This window comes from Sorangium sp. KYC3313 (genome assembly GCF_052075895.1).
Lineage (GTDB): Bacteria > Myxococcota_A > Polyangia > Polyangiales > Polyangiaceae > Sorangium > Sorangium cellulosum_B.
Genome location: NZ_CP197255.1, coordinates 8,900,181 through 8,921,313, shown reverse-complemented (window position 1 = coordinate 8,921,313; position 21,133 = coordinate 8,900,181). Strand labels below are relative to the sequence as shown.

Annotated in this window: 13 protein-coding genes; 4 read left to right on the top strand and 9 right to left on the bottom strand. The window is 72.9% G+C overall.

From position 1 onward, the window contains the following. Positions 1-7: 7 nt before the first annotated feature. From ACSRUE_RS33830 to ACSRUE_RS33810, 5 genes are all read right to left on the bottom strand, one after another. Positions 8-1,309, bottom strand: a complete 1,302-nt coding sequence (locus tag ACSRUE_RS33830; RefSeq protein ID WP_437768339.1) for a UDP-glucose dehydrogenase family protein — start codon at positions 1,307-1,309, stop codon at positions 8-10. A 173-nt stretch (positions 1,310-1,482) separates the two neighbouring features. Then, the gene (locus tag ACSRUE_RS33825; RefSeq protein WP_441287198.1) at positions 1,483-3,174 is read right to left on the bottom strand and encodes a L,D-transpeptidase; all 1,692 of its coding nucleotides are present in this window, start codon (positions 3,172-3,174) and stop codon (positions 1,483-1,485) included. Positions 3,175-3,290: 116 nt separating this feature from the next. Continuing rightward, entirely contained in the window at positions 3,291-3,695 is a 405-nt protein-coding gene (locus ACSRUE_RS33820; RefSeq protein ID WP_441287197.1) for a hypothetical protein, read from the bottom strand. 151 nt (positions 3,696-3,846) lie between these two features. Beyond that, positions 3,847-4,605: a CDP-alcohol phosphatidyltransferase family protein gene (locus tag ACSRUE_RS33815; RefSeq protein ID WP_441287196.1), complete on the bottom strand. Its 759-nt coding sequence runs from the start codon at positions 4,603-4,605 to the stop codon at positions 3,847-3,849. Positions 4,606-4,693: 88 nt separating this feature from the next. Then, complete coding sequence (locus ACSRUE_RS33810; RefSeq protein ID WP_441287195.1) at positions 4,694-5,890, bottom strand: serine/threonine-protein kinase; 1,197 nt, start codon at positions 5,888-5,890, stop codon at positions 4,694-4,696. Between the two features lie 75 nt (positions 5,891-5,965). On the opposite strand from ACSRUE_RS33810, the gene ACSRUE_RS33805 reads away from it, so the two are divergent. Further along, on the top strand, positions 5,966-6,703 hold the full coding sequence (locus ACSRUE_RS33805) for a 2TM domain-containing protein (protein WP_441287194.1): 738 nt from the start codon (positions 5,966-5,968) through the stop codon (positions 6,701-6,703). 665 nt (positions 6,704-7,368) lie between these two features. Here ACSRUE_RS33805 and ACSRUE_RS33800 read toward each other — a convergent pair. Beyond that, positions 7,369-8,532: an IS481 family transposase gene (locus tag ACSRUE_RS33800; RefSeq protein WP_437767246.1), complete on the bottom strand. Its 1,164-nt coding sequence runs from the start codon at positions 8,530-8,532 to the stop codon at positions 7,369-7,371. Between the two features lie 642 nt (positions 8,533-9,174). On the opposite strand from ACSRUE_RS33800, the gene ACSRUE_RS33795 reads away from it, so the two are divergent. The 3 genes from ACSRUE_RS33795 (at position 9,175) to ACSRUE_RS33785 (ending at position 18,616) form a co-directional block, all read left to right on the top strand. Next, complete coding sequence (locus ACSRUE_RS33795) at positions 9,175-13,596, top strand: DEAD/DEAH box helicase (protein ID WP_441287193.1); 4,422 nt, start codon at positions 9,175-9,177, stop codon at positions 13,594-13,596. Between the two features lie 429 nt (positions 13,597-14,025). Beyond that, positions 14,026-15,294 carry an efflux RND transporter periplasmic adaptor subunit gene (locus ACSRUE_RS33790; protein ID WP_441287192.1) on the top strand — a complete coding sequence of 423 codons (1,269 nt, stop codon included), beginning with the start codon at positions 14,026-14,028 and terminating at the stop codon, positions 15,292-15,294. Position 15,295: 1 nt separating this feature from the next. Beyond that, entirely contained in the window at positions 15,296-18,616 is a 3,321-nt protein-coding gene (locus ACSRUE_RS33785; RefSeq protein ID WP_441287191.1) for an efflux RND transporter permease subunit, read from the top strand. Between the two features lie 27 nt (positions 18,617-18,643). Here ACSRUE_RS33785 and ACSRUE_RS33780 read toward each other — a convergent pair whose 3' ends face one another. The 3 genes from ACSRUE_RS33780 to epmA all read right to left on the bottom strand — a co-directional run bounded on the left by ACSRUE_RS33780 (position 18,644) and on the right by epmA (position 20,831). Next, a complete protein-coding gene (locus ACSRUE_RS33780; RefSeq protein WP_441287190.1) occupies positions 18,644-19,036 on the bottom strand; it encodes a DUF423 domain-containing protein in 393 nt (130 codons plus the stop codon). A gap of 65 nt (positions 19,037-19,101) precedes the next feature. Beyond that, positions 19,102-19,653 (bottom strand): hypothetical protein, encoded by a 552-nt coding sequence (locus ACSRUE_RS33775; RefSeq protein ID WP_437768330.1) that lies wholly within the window; start codon positions 19,651-19,653, stop codon positions 19,102-19,104. Continuing rightward, on the bottom strand, positions 19,650-20,831 hold the full coding sequence (epmA, locus tag ACSRUE_RS33770; protein ID WP_441287189.1) for an EF-P lysine aminoacylase EpmA: 1,182 nt from the start codon (positions 20,829-20,831) through the stop codon (positions 19,650-19,652). The genes ACSRUE_RS33775 and epmA overlap by 4 nt, the downstream gene beginning before the upstream one ends. Positions 20,832-21,133: the final 302 nt, after the last annotated feature.

Below are 21,133 nucleotides of genomic sequence, written 5' to 3'. Positions count from 1 at the left end.
TCGCGCGCTACTTCCTGCCGATGCCCGTGTAGGCGAACCCCATGCCGCGGAGCTCGTCCGGCTCCCAGATGTTGCGCCCGTCGAAGAGCGTCGGGGAGCTCAGGATGCGCTTCAGCCGGTGGAAGTCCGGGCGCCGGTACTCGTGCCACTCGGTGACGACGACCAGCGCGTCCGCGCCCTCGGCCGCGCCGTACATGCCGTCGCTCAGGAGGATGCGGCTCCCGTAGATGGCGCGCACGTTCGGCATCGCCTGCGGGTCGTGCGCCTGGACCGTCGCGCCCGCCTCGAGCAGCGCGTCGATGAGCGTGAGCGCCGGCGCCTCGCGGATGTCGTCCGTCTGCGGCTTGAACGCGAGCCCCCAGACCGCGATCGTCTTCCCCTTCAGCGCGCCGTCGAAGTGGGCGCTCACCTTGCTGGCGAGCAGCTGCTTCTGCCGCGCGTTGATCCGCTCGGTCGCCCGGACGATCTCCAGATCGTGCCCGACGGAGCCCGCGGTGTAGAGGATGGCCGAGAGGTCCTTGGGGAAGCACGACCCGCCGAACCCCGGGCCGGCGAACAGGAACTTCGTGCCGATGCGCGGGTCGGCCCCGACGCCCTTGCGCACGAGCTCGATGTCCGCGCCGAGCTTCTCCGCGAGCACGGCCAGGTCGTTCATGAACGAGATGCGCGACGCGAGCAGCGCGTTGGCGGCGTACTTGGTGAGCTCGGCCGAGCGCGCGTCCATGAGCTGGATGCGGTCGCTCGCCCGCACGAACGGGTTGTAGAGGTGGCGCAGGATCTCGCGGGCCTTCGGGTCGTCCGAGCCGATGATCACGCGGTCGGGCTTCATGAAGTCGTTGACCGCGTCACCCTCCTTGAGGAACTCCGGGTTCGACGCGACAGCGAACGGCTGGGTGGCGTTCGCGCCGATGATCTGCCGGAGCCGGTCCGCCGTCCCGACGGGGACCGTGCTCTTCGTGGCGATCACCTTGAAATTGTTCAAGTTTTTGCCGATCGTCTCGCCGACGGCCTCGACGGCGGAGAGGTCGGCGGAGCCGTCGTCCGCCTGGGGCGTACCGACGGCGATGAAGACGATCTCGGCGTCGCGGATGGCGCTGGCGACGTCGGTGGAGAACCGGAGCCTGCCGTCGCGGGTGTTCTTCGCGATCAGCACGTCGAGGCCGGGCTCGTAGATCGGCACCTCTCCGCGCTTCAGCATCTCGATCTTGGCAGCGGACACGTCGACGCACGCCACGTCATTCCCGAAATCCGCGAACCCCGCGCCGGCGACGAGGCCGACATACCCTGTTCCCACGACGGCAAGCTGCATGGGCGGGACGCTACCACGACCCCGGCGCCGTTCGAGCCGGCAGTCGCACGGACTGTGACCCTCGATCGATCTGTCCTACTCCTCTCGCATGCGCGCGCCGAGCGTTCGTGCTGCCCTTGCCCTCCCTGAGCAAAGGGGCTGCCGGGCGCTCCACGGCAGAGGCGCCGCGCGGCTCAGGGGTGGACGAACACCACGGTGCCGGTCAGCGAGCGCGCTGCGCCGTGCCATCCCGGCGGGACGGCCGGCTCGGTCCAGAAGAACAGGCGGCGGGCGTCCTCTGGAGACAGGTTGATGCAGCCGTGGCTCTTGGGCCGGCCGAACTTGTCGTGCCAGTACGCGCCGTGCAGCGCATACCCCTCCTCGAAATACTGAACGTAAGGCACGTCGCGCAGCTCGAACTCCTCACCGACGGCGTCCGAGTCCATGGTGCTCGTGACGAACTTCGTGTGGATACGGAAGATCCCGCGCTTGGTCGCGGTGCTGGACTTGTGGTCATCGAGCCCCGCCTCGCCGCTCGAGATCAGCGTCGCATAGACGGGCTTCGTGCCCTCGTAGGCGACGAGCACCTGCTTCGTGATGTTGACGTCGAGCCACTTCTCGCCGTTCTTGCCCCAGGCAGGCATCTTCTTGGCAGGGTCGATGCGGCCGGCGTGGCGGTCGTCGACCCAGTCGCCGTCCTTCGTCTCGTAGTGCAGCTTGCCGCCGAAGAACTGCTGTTTGCCGGTGAGGGGCACGGCGGAGCGCCACTCGAGCTCTCCGCCGTCGACGAGCTTCTTGCCCACGACGCGCCATCGCTTGCCCCCGGCGCGGCGCACGAGCGCGAACGGGAAGTCGACGTCCTTGCCGATCTCGACGCCGTGGAACTCGGAGCCGCGGATGGGGCGGAACCTGTCGGCCGGGACGACGCGCAGATCGGTGGTGACGTTGTAGCGCCGGCCCTCGTGGAGGAACGACTCGAGGAAGGCCATCCCGTTGCGCCGCGAGACCTCGTCGATCTTCACGGCGTCGCCGGTCTTGATGAGGCCGGAGAGGTTGGGGGCGCGCCGGCCGTCGCGCAGGTACCAGGGGATCTCGCGATCGGTGATGCGCTGCGCGAGGGCGTCGAGCGCGGGCGGGGCGGGCTCGGCGCTCCATTTGAGCCAGACGTCGAGGCCGTAGGTGGCGCCGCTCTCCTCGTCCTTGGCCCAGCGATCGAGGTGCTTCTTGAGGCTCGGCTCGAAGCGCGCGAGATCGTCCTCGGTCGGGAGGCGCGCGTAGGCCGGGCCGCCGCGCGTGACGGTCCCGTACATGTACGGGAGCTTGTGGGTGACGTCGGGGCGGCGGGCCGTGGCGCGGACGATCTCGTCGTCGAGGTCGAGCGTCGCGTCGGGGCCGACGCACACGTAGCCGAACGGCTTGACCTTGCGGAAGCCCCCGGGGCAGCCGGACGTGCCTGCGGGCTCGGGATCCATCTCCACGACCGCGCCGGCGCGCAGGAAGCCGACGGGCTTCGCGTCGGCGCTGGGCCGCGCAAGGACGCGGGTGAGCATCGAGGTGCTGGCGAGCCGCGGGCGGCCCTCGGGGATCGGCGCCGGCGGGGTGGCGACGCCGCCGAGCGAGACGATGGGCGGGCCCTCGGGCAAGCCGGGCGGCGGCTCGTCCTCGGCCGGGGCGGAGGAGGCGAGGGCGGCGGGGGAGGCGAGGGCGGCGGCGGAGGCGCCCTGGGCCTTCTGGCTTCCGGCGGCGCCGGGGAGCTCGACGGGCGCGTCGGCGGCGCTCCCGGAGCGGCCGCAGGCCGAGAGAAGCGCGGCGAGCGCGAGGAGCGCGAGCGCATGGCGGTTCGCCGCGAGCGAGGCTGCGGCGCGCGTTCGAGGCGGCGTGTCCATGGCGCGCCGACCGTATGCACAGGAGGGGGGAGGAGGGCCAGTTTTCGGCGGTCGGCTGGAGGCGGGCTCTCGGCGCCTCACCTCGGAGACGGCCTGGACGACGAAGCGGCGCCTCGCTAGGCGGACTGGTCGAGCTCTCGCAGGATGTCGCGGAGCGCCTGGGCTTCGGCGCGCTCGAGGATCAGGGGCGCCGATAGGCACGTGGGCACGTGGTCACGAAACTCCACGGGCTGGAAGGCGGCGAGCGCACCGGACGCGGTGTAGGCGAGATCCAGGCGCACCGCGGAGGTGTCCGGCTCGCCGTCCTCATCCAAGGCGAAGGGGAGCTTCGCGATGGCGGCGAAGTCCCGCCTCTCCAGGGCGGCGGTGAGCGCTCCGATCGGGCAGGTGAAGTAGCGGAAGCCTTCTTCCACCTTCTCACCCGTGGAGGTGTATACGAACTCGCTCAGGATCAGCCACTTGCGACGGGTGGTGAAGCGAGGATCGGCGCGCAGGAAGTCGGACAGATCTTGGATCTCCATCGGGCGTTCATACCGCAACCGGGCCCAGGATCTCCACCAGTCCGTCGGTGCGAATCACGCTGCTCGGTCATCACACACACAGGAACGCAGGGTGGGTCGCATCGACGCCTTCGCCCTGTGACATGGCCCTGCGGCGGGGGGCGATGAGGGGCTATGACCGTCCGAACCTCAGCAGCAGCCCGAGCCAGCCCTTCGCCAGGTAGAGGAGGTTGATCAGCACATACATCCAGAAGAACACGTCGAGCCGGTCCGCGAGCGCGAATGCCCAGATGTGGCTCGGATAGTGGTTCAGGAAGCGCAGGAACGTCATCACGAGCGCCGCCGCCCGGGCGGCGGGCGACCGGGGCCGCTCCTCCGTGGCGGTCTCGTAATAGGCGGAGACCGAGGTCTCCTTGCCGCTGATCTCCGGGCGGCGGACGAAGTTCGTCAGCGAGATCGCCGAGGCGATCACCGCGACCCCGACGACGCCGGCGAGCAGGAAGCGCGGGTCTCCGCCGGGCCACCGGGCGCCGTCCAGCCCGAGGCCGCCGGCGCTGAAGAGGCGCATCGAGAGGGCGCCCGAGAGGAGCACCGCCTTGAGCTCGTCCGTGAAGAAGTCGAAGAGGTGGCCCTCCTTCGACGCGAGCTGCTTGTGGCGCGCCAGCATCCCGTCGGCGCAGTCGAGCAGGTAGCTCAGCTCGAGCACGGCGACGGCGACGAGGCCCCCCGCCGCCGTGGGCAGCGCGACGAGCAGCGCCGCCGCGACGACGAACACGGCGAGGTTGAGCAGCGTCACCTGGTTCGGCGTGATCGCGGTCCGCGCGAGGAGCGCGACCACGCCGCCGGCGAGCGGGCGCATCAGGTAGGTGTTGAAGAGCTGATCGTGCTTCTTCCGCGTGGCCAGGTAGATCCGCTTCGCTTCGCCGAGCATGGCCGGCGCATCCTAGCCGAGCGGCTCCCGTCTTGCTCGGGCGGCAGCGGCGCTTTCGCCCCGGCAGGCGGACCCGCCCGCCGCCAGGTCAGCGCCGCGCCGGGCGCGAGGCGGGCTCGCCCGCGTCCAGCGGCTCGTCGCTCCAGTCGACGGCGATCGAGTCCTCCTTCGCGGCCTCGGGGCGCACCCACTCCTTGGTGATGGAGGCGCCGCTCACGGGCGGCTCGTCGCTCCAGTCGACGGCGATGCCATCGAGGGAGATCGACACGCTCGCGGGGTGCACCGGGATCGTGGGGGGCCCGCCCTCGTCCGCGGCGCCCCGGGGCGACGGCTGCTCTCGCAGCGTGATCGCGTCCGGAGCGAGCGCGTGCGCGAACCGCGACGCGCGCGGCGGCGGCTCGCTGCGCAGGAGGGCGCGCACGTCCTCCAGCATCTGGCGCGCGTCGGGGTAGCGCTGGTCGCGGTCGAAGGCGAGCGCGCGATCGACGACGAGGCACACATCGCGCGGCGCGTGCGGCGCGCGCTGCGCGAGCGGCGGCGCCGGCTCCCTGCCCATCTTCAGGAGGAGGTCGAAGTCGGTGCTCGCCTCGTGGACATGGCGGCCGGCGATCAGCCGGAACATGGTGGCGCCGACCGCGAAGAGGTCGGCGCGGGTGTCGATGTCGCGGCCCTTCGCCTGCTCCGGCGGCATGTAGGGCGTCGTGCCGAGCACCAGGCCCATCCGCGTGAGCTCCCCCTGGAGGCTGGAGTCCTGGCGGATCCGCGCGAGCCCGAAATCGAGGACCTTGATGCGCGGGACGCCGCCGTGCGCGGGCGTGTCCGCTGCGCCGTCGCCGACGACGTACAGGTTGGGCGGCTTGATGTCGCGGTGGATGATCCCCTGCGCGTGCGCCGCGGCGAGCGTGTCGAGCACCTGCGCGGTGAAGCGGAGCACCTCGGCCAGCGGGAGGCCGCCGAGGCGGCGCTCGCGCTCGGCGAGCGACTCGCCCTCGAGGAGCTCCATCACCAGGAACGGCGCCCCGTCCTCGGCGACGTCGATGTCGCGGATCTCGACGGCGCCCGGGTGGCGGAAGCGGTTCGCGGCCTGGGCCTCGCGCTCGAACCGGTCGCAGATCTCCTTCGACTTCGCGGCCTGCGGGTGCAGGATCTTGAGCGCGTCCCGGCGGCCGATCCGGTGGACGCCGACGTAGACGGCGGCCATGCCGCCCGCGCCGAGCAGCCGCTCCAGCGTCCACTTGTTGCGGATCGTGGTCCCCACGCGTTGTGAGGCGGTCTCGCTGCTCATGGGGTCCTTGCCTTCATGGAAGCGGCGCGGCCGCACGCGGTCAAGCGTATGCTCCGCGCGGTCGCGAGGAGAGCGATGGCGAAACCGGGCAAGCAGGGCGGGCGGCATTACACCGAGGCCGAGGTGCGGGCCATCCTGGAGCGCGCCCTTCGGGACACGCAGGCGCGCGGCGTGAGCCATGACGAGCTGGTCGCGGCGGCCGAGGAGATCGGCCTCTCCCGGGGCGCGATCGAGGCCGCGTCGCGCGACATCGAGCATGTCCGGGGCGAGGAGGAGGCGCGCGAGGCCATCCTCGCGCGCCGGCGCAAGGGGTTCCGCTCGCACCTGTTCTCGTTACTCCTCGTGAACGCGTTCCTCTTCGCGGTGAACGCGCTCACGGACGGGCCATGGTGGTTCTTCTGGCCGCTGCTCGGGTGCGGCCTGGGGCTCGCCTTCCACGCGCTCGGCGCGCTCTCCAGCGACGTGTCCCCGCGGCAGATCCGCCGGGAGCTCGAGCGCAGCGCGGAGCAGGCGCGGAAAGAGCAGCATCGGCGGCTGCAGGAGCAGCGCAGGGTCGAGCGCCTCGAGCGCAAGCAGCGCCTCGAGCAGAGCGCGGCGGACCTCGGGCACGCCGTCGAGGAGGGGGTCGCGACGGTGCTCTCGCGGATCGCGCAGGAGATCCGCGGGAGCGCTCCGCCGCCGCCGCCGGCGCCGGGTGAAGACGCGCCGCGGAGGCGGCGAATCGCGCCGCTCGACGCGGACGAGGCCGAATCGGAGGAGCTCGGCGAGGAAGACGCGGATCGCGCGGCCCGGCGAGGCCGCGGCGGGCGCTGAGAGGGGCGCAGGAGGGGGGAAGTGTTGCGCAGGACACGGAATGGGACGCGCAGGAGGGGGTCGGGGCGACGCAGGCGCTGATTCATGGTTGCGCAGGACACAAGCATGGGGGCGCAGGAGGGCGGCGGGGCTGCGCTGGAGCCGCACAATCGTGATGCGGGACACTGAAATGGGCGTGCAGGAGGGACGGCGGGGCTGCATTGGAGGGGCGCGGAGCTGCGCAGGAGGGGCGGCCGCGTTGCATAGGAGAGGCGGCGGGGCTGCATTGGAGGGGCGCGGAGCTGCGCAGGAGGGGCGGCCGCGTTGCATAGGAGAGGCGGCGGGGCTGCATTGGAGGGGCGCGGAGCTGCGCAGGAGGGGCGGCGGGGTTGCATAGGAGAGGCGGCGGGGCTGCATAGGAGAGGCGGCGGGGCTGCATAGGAGAGGCGGCGGGGCTGCATAGTGTACGAGCGGAGCCCTGGTAACACTTCTGACCGGGAGCTGCGGTGACACTTCCTTGAGCCACGGACCCCTGCTCCGGGAGGACTGGAAACAGGGACCGGATCCTCGTCGACGCGACACGCTCGCCGCACTTTCTCGGACCGCCTGGATCTATACACGAACCGCTCCCCGTGGTCGCGGTACACACGAGCCTCTCCTCACGATCCGGCGTGAGTTCGCGCAGGTCACCGCGCCCTGGCCAGCTTCAGCTCCTTGTTCTTGAGGGTGACCTGCGCGAGCAGGACCGGGCCGTAGTACAGCTCCCAGACGTCATCGGCGATCGGAGTCAGCCCCACGGGCTCGCCGGCGAGCAGTGTGGAGACGTTGGTCTGCGCGCCCCCGAACAGCATCCGTCCTTGCTCGTCCAGGCGTCGAACGGCCATCGTGTCCGGGTACTCCGGCGACGAGGGCTTGCTCGGCATCGAGCGGCGCGAGGGCGTGTAGCGCGAAGCCGGCGTCCTCTGGCCGAGCGCCTCGTGCGGACGCTGATCATTGTACTCGTGCCGAAACCGGTCGAAGACGCGCTGCTGCGCTGCCAAGTTGGCTTCTGGCGGCGATGTCGCCTCCGCCTTCAACGTCTTGTGCATTCGCTCGTGACGGCCGTTCTGCTGCGGCTTACCGGGCTCGATCCGCTCGGGATGAATGCCGAGCTTGATCCAGCTGACCGAGAGTGCCGAGAGCCCACCGATGCCAATCGTGGCGAACGGCGGGCCGTTATCGGAGCGGATGCGGTGCGGCAGCCCGAACTCGCGGAACGCGCGCTCGAAGTGCGGCCGCACCGAGGCCTCGTCCGGCTTCGCCACGCCCTCGCACTTGAGCAGGTACCGCGACGCCTGGTCCGTCAACGTCAGCGGGTGGCAGCGCGTCCTGTCGCCGAGCGCGAAGTGCCCTTTGAAATCGGCGCACCACGTGTCATTCGGCTGCTCGGCTGGAGCCAGCGGCGACGGCATCGCGGTCGTCGGCGTCACCACGCGGCGCCGACGGGGCCGGATCAGCCCGTGCTTCTTGAGCAACTCGCCGATGGTGCTCGTTGCTGGCAGCCCCTCGACGCCCAGGCTCTCCAGCCGCGCACGCAGCTTCTTCGGCCCCCACGTGGGGCGCTCCTTCCGCAGCTCGATCAGCGCGTCGATGAGCGCCGCTGGCGTCGCATGCGGGAACGAGCGCGCCACGGGCCGCCGCTCCTCCAGCCCGCTCGGTCCGGCCTGCTCGTAGCGCTCCACCCACTTGTACCCCGTCTTCCGGCTGATGCCGAACCGCCGGCACAGCTCCGCGAACGTCTCGTCCGACTCGTTGACCTGCGCGATGAACCGAAGCCTCTCGTCCACTGAACATGTCTCTTTCCAAGGCACCAGCGCTCCTCCGTCGCCAGTCCTCTACGACATGTGTCACCTAAGCTCCCGGTCCGTCCGGGTGCTACCCAGGCTCCCGGTCTGAACCGTTACCCAGGCCACCGGTCCGTACCCCCCGCGCTCCGCCACGGCGGGGCGTGCAGCGCTCCACTATCCTTCGGATGCGCCCAGAGCCGGAGCCCTCCTCGGTCATTCTCCTCGCCTTTTTGCGCCTTTGCGCCTTTGCGCCTTTGCGTTCGAATCCGAGGATTCGACGACGTCAGCTGGAGGCTCAATGAAGCGAGCGCCCAGACGAGGGATCTCCGGGACGCCTCATGCAAGCGGGAGGAGCGGTGCAGCCGGCTCAGGAGCGATCGCGCAGGGTGAATTGCCCGCAGAGCATCGCTTTCTTGAAGCTCAGCTCGTCCAGGCCGACGACGGCGTCCAGGCCAGCCGACGTCGCGAGCTCGTTCATGTCGAACGCGACGAGCCGGATGTTGGAGGCGAAGCGCGCCGCCCAGAGAACCCGACAGGCGTCTGTCGATTTCTTTCGTCGAGCGCTCGCCCAGGTCGCCGCGGGCCCTCGCCCAGCACCGCTCCCCCACGCCAACCGCCCGCCCCTCTCGCTTCCGCCTCTCCCCCCGGCGGGCTACCCTCGACGCGATGTTTCACCCCGTCGTCGACCGGTGGTTTCGTGACCGCTTCGGCGCCCCCGCCCCCGCGCAGGAGCGCGCCTGGCCGGTCATCGCGGCCGGCCGCGACGCGCTGATCAGCGCGCCGACCGGCGCCGGCAAGACGCTCGCGGCCTTCCTCTTCTGCCTCGACCGGCTCGTCCGCGACGCGGCGCGTGGCGCCCTCGAGGACCGCACGGACGTCCTTTACATCTCGCCGCTGAAGGCGCTCTCCCACGATGTCCACCGCAACCTCGAGCAGCCGATCGCCGAGATCTCGGCGGCCATGGAGGCGGCGGGCCTGCCCGCGCCGGGCATCCGGGCCCTCGTCCGGACCGGCGACAGCCCTGCGGCGGAGCGGCGCGCCATGGCGGCCCGGCCGCCGCACGTGCTCGTCACGACGCCGGAGTCCGCGTTCATCCTGCTGACCAGCGCGTCGGGGCGGCGCGCGCTCTCCGGGGTGCGCACGGTGATCCTCGACGAGGTCCACGCGATCGCCGGCGACAAGCGCGGCGCCCACCTCGCGCTCTCGCTCGAGCGGCTCGAGGACCTCGTGATCGGCCAGGGCGGCGCCCGGCCGCAGCGCGTGGGCCTCAGCGCCACGGTCCGCCCCATCGAGATCGCCGCCCGGCTCGTCGCCGGCGCGCGCGAGCTGCCCCAGATCGTCGACGTCGGGCAGCGGCGGGATCTCGATCTCGCCATCGAGGTGCCCCGCGACGAGCTCGGCGCGGTCTGCACGCACGAGCAGTGGACCGAGATCTACGACCGCATCGCGGCGCTCGCGGAGGGGGCGCGGTCGACGCTGGTGTTCGTCAACACGCGCCGCCTCGTCGAGCGGGTCGCGCACGCGCTCGGCGCGCGGCTCGGCGAGGACGTCGTGGCGGCCCACCACGGCAGCCTCTCGCGGGCCCGGCGCCTCTCGGCGGAGCGGCGCCTCAAGGCCGGGGAGCTCCGGGTCGTCGTCGCGACCGCGTCGCTCGAGCTCGGCATCGACGTCGGCGCGGTCGACCTCGCCTGCCTCGTCGGCTCGCCGCGGTCGATCAACGTGGCCCTCCAGCGCATCGGCCGCTCGGGCCACGCCCTCGCCGCGACGCCGCGCGGGCGGCTCTTCCCGCTGACGCGCGACCAGCTCGTCGAGTGCGCGGCGATCGTGCGCGCGGCGCGCCGCGGCGAGCTCGATCGGATGGCGTCGCGCGAGGGGCCGCTCGACGTGCTCGCGCAGCAGATCATCGCCGCGTGCGCGTGCGAAGAGCGGGACGAAGAGGGGCTCTACGCGCTCGTCCGAAGGGCCGCGCCTTACGAAGGCCTCTCGCGCCGCGACTTCGACGCGGTGGTGGCCATGGTCTCGGGCGGCGCCGCCGCGGCGGACGACGGCGCGTCCGCGGCCCGTGGCGCGCGGCAGCGGGCCGGGTCGCTCGTCTACCGCGACGCGATCGGCGGCCGGCTGCGCGGGCGGCGCGGCGCGCGGCTCGCGGCGCTCACCTCGGGCGGGGCGATCCCCGACATCGCGGCCGTCGACGTGGTGCTCCAGCCCGACGGCACCAAGGTCGGCACGCTCGACGAGGATTTCGCGATCGAGTCGTCCGGGGGCGACGTCTTCCTGCTGGGCAACACCTCCTGGCGGGTGCTCCGGCTGGAGGGCGGCCAGATGTGGGTCGAGGACGCCCACGGCGCCGCGCCGACGGTGCCGTTCTGGCTCGGGGAGGCGCCGGCACGCACGCCGGAGCTCTCGGCCGAGGTCGCCGCGCTCCGCGCCGAGGTCGCGGCGCGCCTCGACGAGGAGCGGGCCGATGGGGCGCGGCCGGCGGCCGAGCGGGGCCAGGGCGGCGAGGAGGCGCGGGCGGCGCGGTCCCGGGCGGCGCGCTGGCTCATGGAGGCGTGCGCGCTCGACGCGCGCGGGGCGCTGCTCGTGCGCGACTACATCGAGGCGGGGCGCGCGGCGCTCGGCGCGGTCCCGGGCGGCGCGACCGTCGTTGTCGAGCGCTTCTTCGACGAGGCCGGGGGGCAGCAGATCGTCGTCCACACGCCGCTCGGCGGCCGCGTGAACCGCGCGCTCGGGCTCGCGCTGCGCAAGCGCTTCTGCCGCTCGTTCGACTTCGAGCTCCAGGCGGCGGCGACCGACGACGGCGTGCTGCTCTCGCTGTCGGCGGAGCACGGGCTCCCGATCGACGAGGTGCTCGATCTGGTCCGCCCCGAGGGCCTCGAGGAGGTGCTCGTCCAGGCGGCTCTCCAGGGCCCGATGTTCCGCACGCGCTTCCGCTGGGCCGCGTCCCGCGCGCTCGCGCTGCTCCGGTTCCGCGGGGGCCGCCGGGTGCCGCCGGCGCTCCAGCGCATGCGCGCCGACGACCTCCTGCTCTCGATCTTCCCCGAGCAGCAGGGCTGCCAGGACAACCACGGGCTCTTCGCGCACGTCGAGCCGCCGGATCACCCGCTCGTCCGCGAGGCGCTGCGCGACTGCCTGACCGAGCTGATGGATGTCGAGGGGCTGCGCGCGCTGCTCGTCGGCCTGCGCAGCGGGGCGATCCGCGTCGTCGCGCTCGACACGCCGGAGCCGAGCGTCTTCTCGCACGAGATCCTGAACGCGAACCCCTACGCGTTCCTCGACGACGCCCCGCTGGAGGAGCGCCGCGCGAGGGCGGTCCGGGTGCGGCGCGGGCTCCCGGCGGAGGTCGTCGAGCGGCTGGGCGGGCTCGATCCGGCGCTCGTCGCCGAGGTGGTCGCCGAGGCGCGGCCGGACGTGCGCGACGCGGACGAGCTGCACGAGCTCCTGCTCGACCGGGTCGCGCTCCCCGCGGAGGAGGGGATCCGGAGCGGCCTCGCGAGGCACTTCGAGGCGCTCTGCGCCGCGGGGCGCGCGGCCGAGGTGGGCGCTGCTCCGGGCGCGGGGGCCGGCGCGCCGCGCGCGCCGCGCTGGGTGGCGACCGAGCGGAGGCCGCTCGTCGAGGTGATCTGGCCGGAGGCGGTGTTTGCGCCCGACGTCGCGGTGCCGCCCGCCGTGCGCGGGGCCGCCGGGGCGGTCGATCGCGGCGCCGCGATCACGGCGCTCGTCCGCGGCTTCCTGAGCGCCGCGGGGCCGATCTCGACCGAGGATCTCGCGTCGCGGCTCGACGTGCCCGCGTCCGAGGCGCTGTCCGCGCTCGCGCGGATCGAGCTCGCCGGCGGCGCGCTGCGCGGGCGCTTCCTGCCGAGCGCGCCCTCGCGGCCGGCGCAGCCCGCCGCGGGCGGCGCGGGCGATCTGTCGACGGAGTGGTGCGATCGCCGTCTCCTCGCCCGCATCCACCGCCGCACCGTCACCGGCCTGCGCAAGGCGATCGAGCCCGCGACCGCGGCGGAGCTCCTCCGGTTCCTCCTGGCGTGGCAGGGCGTGCGGCCGGGCACGCAGGCGCGCGGGCCGGGGGGCCTCGGGCGGGTGATCGAGCAGCTGCAGGGCTTCGAGCTCGCCGCCGGCGCGTGGGAGCAGGCGGTGCTGCCCGCGCGCGTGGCCGGCTACGACGAGGGGCTGCTCGACGCGCTCTGCCTGTCCGGCGAGGTGGCGTGGGGCCGCGTGGTCCCGCGCGACGCGGCGGCGCCGACGCGCGCTGCGCCGATCACGCTCGCGCTGCGCCGCGATCTCCCGTGGCTCCTCGCGCCGCGGGAGGCCGAGGGCGCGCCGCCGCCGGCGTCGCTCTCCGAGGCGGCGCAGGGCGTGCTGTCGTTCCTGACGCGCGCGGGCGCGTCGTTCTTCGACGACCTCGCCGTCGGCGTGGGCGGCGCGGGCCGCTCCCGGGACGAGGTCGAGGAGGCGCTCTGGGAGCTCGTCGCCGCGGGCCTCGTGACCGGCGACGGCTTCGCGGCGCTGCGCTCGCTGCTCGGCGGCGCGGCCGTCGCGCTGGGCGCGGGCCGCCTGCGCGGCGGGGCGCGCCGGGGCGGCCCCGTCGCGTCGGGCAGGTGGTCGCTCCTTCGATCGCGCCCGGACGCGTTCGCGCCCGCTGCCGGCGACGGCGCCGAGGGCCCCGACGCCGTCGAGGCGCTCGCGCACCAGTACCTGCGCCGCTACGGCGTGGTCTGTCGCGAGCTGCTCGCGCGCGAGCCGCGGCCGCCCGCGTGGCGCGACCTCCTCCGGGTCTACCGGCGGCTCGAGATGGCGGGTCAGCTCCGGGGAGGGCACCTCGTCGCCGGCTTCGTGGGCGAGCATTTCGCGCTGCCCGAGGCGCTCGACGCGCTCCGCGCCGTCCGGCGAGAGCCCCTGTCCGGCGAGATCGTGCAGCTCTCGGCGTGCGACCCGCTGAACCTGGTCGGCATCGTCACGCCGGGGCCGCGGGTGCCGGCCGCGCTCGGGAACGTCGTCATCTACCGCGACGGCGTGCCGCTCCTGCCCGTGGCCGCGGCCGCGCCGGGACAGGCGATGTCCGCTGCCGCGGGAGCAGCGATGTGAGGGCGACGACCCAGCCTTCTCGCCTCGCCAGCGGAGAGCATTCAACGCCAAGATGCCAAGACGCAAGAATGCACGACGATTGTTCTTTCGTTTGCGCCTTTGCGCCTTTGCGCCTTTGCGCCTTTGCGTTGAATTCTCTCTCCGGATCCCTGGCGGGCGGAACTAGCACACCGATCACGTTGATCGAGACACCGGCAGCGCCTGCGCCTGAATCGACCTGACGGCAGCGCGATCGGACATGCCGGGAGCGCGATCCGATAGGACGGCAGAGCGATCCGACACGTCGAGAGCCCGATCCCAGCCACTTTCGCGAAGCGGACACCGCCGCGGCGTGCCCACGCGCACGTTGCGCTCCAACCCTGATGCGTCCAATATCCTGCGGCGAACACGCGCTCGGGGGGGCGTTCCTGGTCATCTGAGGCCGCCGCCATGTGGACCGTCCTTTCCGAGCTTCGCCAGCCCGAAAACTCCCGTCACCGCGCCTCCGGCCCGCCAAGGGGGCTCTGGGCATCGGCGGTCGCGTTCGCGGTCGCTCTGCACTGCCTCGCGTGCAATCAGGGAGCGTCCCAGCCCGGCGGCGCGAAGGCGGAGAAGCCTGCGGCCAGCGTCAAGGAGGTGACGCTCGCCCCCGTGACGGAGCTCGTCATGGAGCAGGCCATCGACATCTCGGGGACCCTCGACGCCGACGAGCAGGTGACGCTCGGGGCCAAGGTGGCCGGGCGCCTCGCCTCGATCTCGGTCGACCTGGCGAGCCCGGTCCAGCGAGATCAGGTCGTCGCTCGGCTGGAGGCGCGGGACTACGAGCTGCGCATCGAGCAGGCCACGGCCGCGCTGGCGCAGAGCCGCGCGCAGCTCGGCTTGCCCCCGGACGGGCCTGACAGCGAGCTCGATATCGAGGGCACGGCGGTCGTGAGGCAGGCCCTCGCGACGCTCAAGGAAGCGCAGGCCAACCAGGTCCGGGCGCGGGGGCTCGCCAGGGAAGGGCTGATGTCGGGCATGGACCTCGACGCGGCCGAGGCGGCGGCGGTCCGCGCGGAGACCGCCGTGCAGTCGGCGCGGGAGGAGGTGCGCATCCGCGAGGCCGCCGTCCGCCAGCGGCGCTCCGAGCTGCGCATGGCGCGGCAGCAGCTCGCCGACACCCTGGTGCGGTCGCCGCTCGATGGCGTCGTCCAGGTGCGGAGAGCGAACGTCGGCCAGTACCTCGCCGCCGGGGCGCCGATCGTGGACGTCGTCCGGATCGACCCGCTGAGGCTGCGCGTGGCCATCCCCGAGCTCGAGGCGGCCAGCGTGCGCGCGGGCCAGCCCGTGCGCGTGACCCTCCAGGGAGACAGCGCCACCTATCCGGGGACGGTCGCGCGCCTCGCGCCCGCGCTCGATCCGCAGAGCCGCACCCTGCTCGTGGAGAGCGACATCAAGAACCCCGGCCACCTGCGGCCGGGCAGCCTCGTCAGCGCGCAGATCGTCGTGAGCTCGAGGCCCGTGCCGACCGTGCCGGCGACCGCCGTCGTCCGGTTCGCCGGCCTCGCGAAGGTCATCACGGTCGAGGACGGCAAGGCGAAGGAGAAGCAGGTCACCACCGGAAAGACGTCGGGGGATCGGATCGAGATCGTGTCCGGCGTCGCGGCGGGGGAGTCCGTCGTCGCCCGGCCCGGGTCGCTCCAGCAGGGGCAGCCGGTGCGCGTGGTGGAGGGGGGCTAGGGTGCAAGCGCTCGCCAGGATCTGCATCCAGCGGCCCGTGTTCGCCGCCATGCTGACGCTCGCCCTCGTGGTGGTCGGCGCCGTGGCGTACTTCAAGCTCGGCGTGGATCGCTTCCCCGCCGTGGACCTGCCGACGGTCTCGGTCCGCACCACGCTCCCCGGCGGCGCGCCCGAGGACGTCGAGTCGGAGATCTCCGAGGAGATCGAGGCGGCGGTCAACACCGTCGAGGGGATCGCCGAGCTCCGCTCGATCTCGACGAGCGGCACCTCCGTCGTCATCGCCACGTTCAACCTCGACCGGGACATCGACTCGGCGGCGCAGGACGTCCGCGATCGCGTGCAGGCGGCGCTGCGCCGGCTCCCGGTGGGCACCGACCCGCCCGTCATCGCGAAGCAGGACAACGACTCGACCCCGGTCATGTCGATCGCCCTCTCGGCCGATCGCTCGATCCGGGAGCTCACCGAGGTGGCCGACAAGCTCGTGCGGGTCCAGCTCGAGCGGTCGTCGGGCGTCGGCGAGGTGCGCGTCGTGGGGGGGCAGCAGCGCGCCATCAAGATCTGGCTGAACGCCGACCGCCTCGCCGCGTACGGCCTGCCGATCACCGCCGTCCGCGACGCGATCGTGCAGCAGAACGCGAACATCCCCGCGGGGAACGTCACGGGGAAGGAGGAGGAGCGGACGCTGCGCACGATGGGCCGCATCGAGGACGCGGGCGCGTTCAACGATCTGGTCGTCGCCACCGTCGACGGGCGGCCCGTCCGGGTGCGCGACATCGGCCGCGCCGAGGACGGCACCTACGAGCAGCGCTCGCTGGCCCGCCTCGACGGCAAGCCCACCGTCGTCCTCGACGTCGTGCGGCAGTCGGGCGCCAACACCGTCGCGGTGATCGAGGCCGTGAAGGCCAACCTGGCGAAGCTCTCCGAGCAGATGCCCGAGGACGTGCGGCTCGAGGTGATCCGCGATCAGTCGGGCTACATCTACACGGCGCTGCACGAGATCAACGTGCACCTCGTCCTCGGCAGCATCCTGGCGTGCGCGGTCGTCCTGCTCTTCATGCGGTCGTGGCGGTCCACGATCATCGCGGGCGTCGCCATCCCGACGTCGGTCGTCGCGACGTTCGGCATGATGTGGCTGCTCGACTTCACGCTGAACAGCGTGACGATGCTGGCCCTCGTGCTGATGGTGGGCATCGTCATCGACGACGCCATCGTCGTCCTCGAGAACATCTTCCGCTTCGTCGAGGAGAAGAAGATGGACTCCTTCGAGGCCGCCAGGGCCGCGACGCAGGAGATCGGGCTCGCCGTGCTCGCGACGACGCTGTCGCTCGTCGTCATCTTCGTCCCCGTGTCGTTCATGTCGTCGATCTCGGGGCGGTTCCTGTTCCAGTTCGGGATCACGGCCACGGTCGCGATCCTCGTGAGCCTGCTCGTCAGCTTCACGCTGACCCCGATGATGAGCGCGCGCCTGCTCCGCGAGGAGGGCGCCCGCGCGCACGGGGCGGGCGAGGCGGGGGGGCCGGGCGGCGGGGGCGAGGCGGCGACGCGGGAGGGCTTTTACGGGAGGCTGGAGGCCGGGTACACGCGCGCCCTCGCGTTCGCGATGCGGCACCGGGCGCTCGTCGCCGTCTCGGGCGCGCTGGTGATGGCGTCGGCCGTGCCGCTCTACGGGCTCGTGAAGCAGGAGTACATCCCCTCGGGCGCGGACGACGCGCAGTTCGAGATCCGCGTCACGGCCCCGCTCAGCGCGAGCATCGGCGCGATGGACGACGTGATGCGGCAGATCGGCGACGACGTCCGCGGGGTGCGCGGGGTGCGGAGCGTGCTCGCCACCGCGGGCGGCGGCTTCGTGGGCGGCGTCAGCGCGGGCGAGGCCTTCGTGCGGATCGCCCCGCACGACGAGCGCACGTTCTCCCTGACGCGGCTGCTCCGGGAGACGCTCTACGGCCATCCATGGCGCGCCTTCAAGGACAACTACTCGCAGAAGGACGTCATGCAGGAGGTGCGGCGCAAGCTGCGCAAGTACTCCGATCTCCGGATCTCGGTGCGCAACGTGCCGTCGTTCAACATCGGCGGCGGGAACTTCGAGATCGACTTCGCGATCCAGGGCCCCGACATCGAGCAGCTCGAGCGTTATGCGAACGAGCTCCGCGAGCGCTCCGCGCAGCTCGGCGGCATCGTGGACGCCGACGTGACGCTGAAGATCGACCGGCCGGAGCTCCGGGTGCTCATCGAGCGCGAGCGCGCGGCGCAGCTCGGGGTCCGGACGCAGGACATCGCGACCGCGCTGCGCCTGATGGTGGGCGGAGATCAGGCGGTCTCGCGCTTCCGGGACGAGGCCGAGAACGAGAACTACGACGTGCAGCTGCGCCTCATCGAGGAGGATCGCGATCGGGTGGCGGCCGTCCGCCGCCTGTACGTGCCCCGGACGGCGCGCGCGCCGGCCGCGCCGTCGCCGGGCGGCGCCGGCGGCGTGGCGGTGCCCTCGGCCGGGACGCCGCTGCTCCGGGGCGACCTTGTGCGCCTCGACAACCTGGTGCGCATCGAGGAGGCGAGGAGCCCGTCGCGCATCGACCGGCTCGATCGCCAGCGGGTCTCGAGCCTGCGCGCCGGCGTCGCCCCCGGCTACGCGCTGGCCGACCGGCTGGAGGCGCTGCGCGGCGCCGCCCGGGAGATGGACATGCCCGCGGCGTACACGACCAGCGTGCGCGGCCGCGGCGCGGAGCTCGAGCGCACGTTCGGCGAGTTCATCTGGGCGTTCCTCCTGTCGATCGTGCTCATGTACATGATCCTGGCGTCGCAGTTCGAGAGCCTGGTGCACCCGGCGACGATCCTGCTCTCGCTGCCGCTGTCGGTGCCGTTCGCGCTGCTCAGCCTGTGGGCGACCGGGAACACGCTGAACCTGTACTCTGCGCTCGGCTTCCTCGTGCTGTTCGGCGTGGTGAAGAAGAACTCGATCCTCCAGGTCGACCACATGAACAAGCTCCGGAGCGAGGGCGTGCCGCGCGAGGAGGCGATCCTCCAGGCGAACCGCGATCGGCTGCGGCCCATCCTGATGACCACGCTGGCCCTGGTCGCGGGCATGCTCCCGCTCTGGCTGGGCACGGGGCCCGGGGCCGAGGAGCGCCAGACCATCGCCGTGGTGGTCATCGGCGGCCAGTCCCTGAGCCTGCTGCTCACCCTGATCGTCACGCCGGTCTCGTACTCGCTGCTCGACGATCTCGCGCGCAGCGAGCGCTGGGGGCGGGTCCGGTCCCGCATGGCATCCCTCCGCGAGCGCGCGTCGGCGCGGTTCGGCCGGCTCTTCGCGCGCAGGACGACGTAGGCGCGGCGGCGCCCGCTGCCGGGCGCCTCAGCCCTTCGCGAGCCCGAGCGCGGCCACGGCCACCGCGCCCCAGCCCGCGAGCAGGAGCAGCCCGCCGAACGGCGTGACCATGCCGAGGACGCGGACGCCGGTCACGGTCATCACGTAGAGGCTGCCGGAGAAGAAGAGCACGCCGCCCGCGAAGCAGAAGCCGGCGACCGTCGCCGCAACGCCGCCGGTGCGCGCGGCGAGGTGGGCGGCGAGCGCCAGCGCGAGCGCGTGGGCGAGGTGGTACTGGGCGCCCGTTTGCCACCAGGAGAGGCGCAGCGCGCCGTCCGGCTCCGCGTCGAGCGTCGCCTTGAGCCCGTGGGCGCCGAAGGCGCCGAGCGCCACCGCGAGGAACCCGTAAACGCCCGAGAGCAGGAAGAAGAGACGTTCCATCGGGCGCGGAGCTTAGCCGATGGCCGGCGGTCGTCACGGGGGCGCTCGGCCGAGCGCGCCGCGCGTCAGCCTCCCTCCGCCCGCCGCCGCGGGAAGATCGTCCCCCGGATCTCCGCCATCGACGTGCCGAACGTCGCCGCGAGCCGGCCGAGGACGAGGCGGTTCAGCCGGCCGTCCGGCGGCGCCTTGACCGCGATCACGAACGCCGCGTCGATCGGCGCGCCGGCGTGCCTCGCCGCCCGCTCCGCGAGCGCCGCCGCGGCGGCGTCGGACAGCTCCTCCCGCCGTGCGACGCGGATCTTCACGTAGAGCGCCGCCCGCATCAGCGCGTGATAGCCGTGCATCCAGGCCATCCAGCGCTCCTCCGGGCCCCCGGCGAGGGCCCGTGAGAGCGCGTCGCGGCGCCGCTCGATCTCGTCGAAGGGCAGGTTGTCGAGCTCGTTCAGCGCGCCGGGGAACTCCCCCGCGAGCGCGCGGAACACCTCCTTGCCGGGGATCGGCTCCCCGGCCGCCCGCGCGCGCCGGAGCTCCGCGAGCGTGAGGTACTTGCGGGCGAGCTGCGACAGGACCTCCGGGGAGAGGCGCGCGTCGCCGTCGGGGACCCCCGCGCCGGTCACAGCCAGCCGTGCGGGAACGCGAGGACGTCGCCGATCGACGCGGCGCCGAGGCACAGCGCGACGAGGCGATCGACCCCGAGCGCGTTGCCCGCCGCGGGCGGCATCCCCTCCTCGAGCGCGTCGAGGAAGCGCTCGTCGATCGGATAGACCGGCTTGCCCTGGGCGGCCCGCGCCGCCTGATCGGCGAGGAGCCGCGCGCGCTGCTCGACCGGGTCGGTCAGCTCGCCGAAGCCGTTGCAGAGCTCGACGCCCGCGACATACAGCTCGAACCGCTCGCAGACCCGCGGATCGCTCGGCTTGAGCCGCGCGAGCGACGCGAGCGGCGCGGGGAAATCGACAAGGAACACCGGGTGGGGCAGCGCGGCGATCGCCGGCTCCACCGCGTCCACGAGCAGGCGGAAGAACCGCTCTTCGTCGCTCGACGCGAGCGCGATCGCGTCGTCCGCGGGCACGCCCGCCCAGCGCGCGAACGCCTCGCCGATCGAGATGCGCGGGAACGGCCGCTCCAAACGTACCTGGTTGCCGGACGTCGAGATCGTGCCCTCCCCGCCCAGCGCGCCCGCGACGCGCTGCACGATCGCCTCGGTGTCGGCCATCACCTCGTCCACGCCGGCGAAGGCGCGGTACCATTCGAGCATCGTGAACTCCGGGTTGTGCCTGTCCCCGAGCTCCCCGCGCCGGAAGCAGCGCGCGAGCTGGAAGCAGCGCGGGACGCCCCCCGAGAGCAGCCGCTTCATCTGGTACTCCGGGCTCGTGATCAGGAACGTCGGGCGCGCCGCCTGCACCGCGAACGCGTCGAGGTGCAGATCGAGCCCGGGGGAGGGGACCATGCTCGGCGTCTCCACCTCGAGGAAGCCGCGCTCGGCGAACAGCGCCCGCACCGCGGCGAGCGCCGCCGCGCGCTGCGCGAGCGCCGCGCCGCGCCCGCGATGGAGCGCGCGCTCCGTCTCGCTCGACGGCGGCGCCGCGGCGCCGGCGCGCGCCCGCGGCGGCCTCCGGGGCGCGATCCGCTCGACGAGCCGCGCGGACGCGAGCGCGCAGTTGACCGGCGCCGGCGCGCCCTCGACGATCGCGAGATCGCCGACCTCGAGCGACGGCGCGGGCGTGCCCTCGAGCGCGACGCGCAGCGCGCTGAACGCGTCGCCGACGACGATCGCGCCCTCCGCGACCTCGAGCACGCGGCCGCCGACGCGAACCCGTCGGGGCAGCGGCGCACCGGAGGGACCGGCGGGGCGCGGGGAACAGGCGGAGACGATGTCGCTCGGGGCGAACGTCGCCGGGAATCCAATGGAGGTGTTTGTTTCAGAGAGAGCCACGGCAGCCTGCGTTGAAGGTGCCGGAGACATACCACGCAGGTTGACCAGGGAGGTCACGTAACGAGGCAATCGCGGCCACAACTCCTTGATTTTCCGCGAGGACGTCGCGTCGCTTCTCCTTGATGAGCCAACGCAACTCGTTACGTTGGTCGCGCTCGTCGGTC

Coding starts and splice junctions, on each gene's coding strand:
- ACSRUE_RS33830 (WP_437768339.1), bottom strand. CDS start 1,309: ATGCAGCTTGCCGTCGTGGGAACAGGGTATGTCGGCCTCGTCGCCGGC.
- ACSRUE_RS33810 (WP_441287195.1), bottom strand. CDS start 5,890: ATGAGCAGCGAGACCGCCTCACAACGCGTGGGGACCACGATCCGCAAC.
- ACSRUE_RS33795 (WP_441287193.1), top strand. CDS start 9,175: ATGTTTCACCCCGTCGTCGACCGGTGGTTTCGTGACCGCTTCGGCGCC.
- ACSRUE_RS33820 (WP_441287197.1), bottom strand. CDS start 3,695: ATGGAGATCCAAGATCTGTCCGACTTCCTGCGCGCCGATCCTCGCTTC.
- ACSRUE_RS33805 (WP_441287194.1), top strand. CDS start 5,966: ATGGCGAAACCGGGCAAGCAGGGCGGGCGGCATTACACCGAGGCCGAG.
- ACSRUE_RS33815 (WP_441287196.1), bottom strand. CDS start 4,605: ATGCTCGGCGAAGCGAAGCGGATCTACCTGGCCACGCGGAAGAAGCAC.
- ACSRUE_RS33780 (WP_441287190.1), bottom strand. CDS start 19,036: ATGGAACGTCTCTTCTTCCTGCTCTCGGGCGTTTACGGGTTCCTCGCG.
- ACSRUE_RS33825 (WP_441287198.1), bottom strand. CDS start 3,174: ATGGACACGCCGCCTCGAACGCGCGCCGCAGCCTCGCTCGCGGCGAAC.
- ACSRUE_RS33790 (WP_441287192.1), top strand. CDS start 14,026: ATGTGGACCGTCCTTTCCGAGCTTCGCCAGCCCGAAAACTCCCGTCAC.